This is a genomic window from Thalassoglobus neptunius, from assembly GCF_007859735.1.
GTDB classification, from domain to species: Bacteria; Planctomycetota; Planctomycetia; order Planctomycetales; family Planctomycetaceae; genus Thalassoglobus; species Thalassoglobus neptunius.
This window is the reverse complement of record NZ_SIHI01000139.1, coordinates 1-1,496: the sequence shown is the minus strand read 5'-3', so window position 1 is coordinate 1,496 and position 1,496 is coordinate 1. Positions and strand designations below refer to the sequence as shown.

Annotated in this window: 3 protein-coding genes; all 3 read right to left on the bottom strand. The window is 52.7% G+C overall.

Annotation, left to right across the window (positions count from 1 at the left end):
• Window positions 1-188, bottom strand: a 188-nt coding sequence (locus KOR42_RS27620) for a hypothetical protein (protein WP_231741156.1), incomplete at its 3' end; no start/stop codon positions are given.
• Window positions 189-814: 626 nt separating this feature from the next.
• Window positions 815-1,216 carry a hypothetical protein gene (locus tag KOR42_RS26245; RefSeq protein ID WP_197441633.1) on the bottom strand — a complete coding sequence of 134 codons (402 nt, stop codon included), beginning with the start codon at window positions 1,214-1,216 and terminating at the stop codon, window positions 815-817.
• Between the two features lie 118 nt (window positions 1,217-1,334).
• A complete protein-coding gene (locus KOR42_RS28105; RefSeq protein ID WP_390620856.1) occupies window positions 1,335-1,496 on the bottom strand; it encodes an integrase core domain-containing protein in 162 nt (53 codons plus the stop codon).

Below are 1,496 nucleotides of genomic sequence, written 5' to 3'. Positions count from 1 at the left end.
TTGGCCAGTTCAGACTCCGTCGCGGAAGCAATCAATGCCAGCAGTGGGTGGAAAATCTTCGGCATCTCGGTATGGTCATAATCTCTAACATGGATTGCTGTTGCACATTCATGGAACAGCGCTTGGTACTGGATGATGAGCACTTTTGCGGGCGATTTCCAGCCGCTGCGAACGACGCTCTTGCACACTTCTTAGAAGCCCGAATTCGACATGATGCATGAATGATTCTGGCGGCAGATGTCGACCGCTTGCTTGCCTATTTTGACATTGAAATTGCCCAGGAATTCGAGGGGGATAATCACACCGATGGGACCCGTGATTGGGGGGGGCTGGTTCAAATTCCGGTGACTCACTTTGGTAGATGGTCGCGACCAGATTGTGCATCCAAGGTGTTTCCAGAATTCCAATCCAGCCCGCGGCGAACGACGAGCTGGGTTGTTCTCAGCGACATCGAGAAATGCCAACAGCTCGGAAAGAGGAGCCTCGAACCCCTAACAGTTGCCAAAGCAATTCCCCCCACTTATCCCCCCATAAATAAGCAAGATCCAACCTTGGGCGAAGCATCCTCCAAGCAAGGGCAAAGCAAAGCAACAAAAAAGCCCAGGCAAACACCTGGGCGAGCAACGCATAAGCAAAGCAAAAGCAAAGGTCAAACTCGTGTCACCGGTCTACGGAACCGGAGGGGTGACATTGATCTTTTGGTCAGGAGTGCCGTGTCCTTTCGTTACAGGCAGAACGGCACGGATCAGCGGGGACCGGGAGTTGAGCATCCATTCGTGAAAACTGACCACCGGTCCTCCGTTGCATCCGATGGTTACCCGCCGTTCTGGGCGAGCGCATCAAGTTCATCGGTCGAGTCCCAACCGAAGAATTCAAGGGATTCATCGCCGTGACAACAAGCGATTACAGCTCCATCACGGATTAGGAAACAAACTCCATGTTCTTCGTCGATGTCCGAGTCGGCGTTGAGAAACACATACGGAGTCTTCGCGTCATGCAGATATGGTATCGAAGCATTGTCACAGGAAAAGTTACATTCCTCGGCTTTAGGTTCTTCGCCCGTACATTGCAGTGCGTATTGTCGTACCGAGTCAGTCAATGAGGATCGCAACGCTTTCGGAAGTTCGCGCAGCATTTGAAGCGAGCGTTGCTGGATTTCCGTCAAAGCGTCGGATTTGGACTTGGCAGGGATGTCAACCTGGACGGAACCGAACAACTCGGTGTTCGTGTGAACGACCCAAGAGCCGCCACCGCTTCCGTTGTCATGCCAAATCAATTCGTCGTGTGGGATTGAAATGCCCCCGAAGTTTGAACCAGGCTTATGAGAGTTGGGGTTAGGTAAGTAAGTCAGTGTGCTGGAGTGGAGGAGAAGGTGGAGCCGTAGGCGGAACCTTCTCTGGAACGGAAGCACACTGAGTCGAAAATTCGGCAGGCGTCAACCCTCCAAGAGAGCTGTGCGGACGGCGGTGGTTGTAAGTCATCCGCCAGTCCTGAAT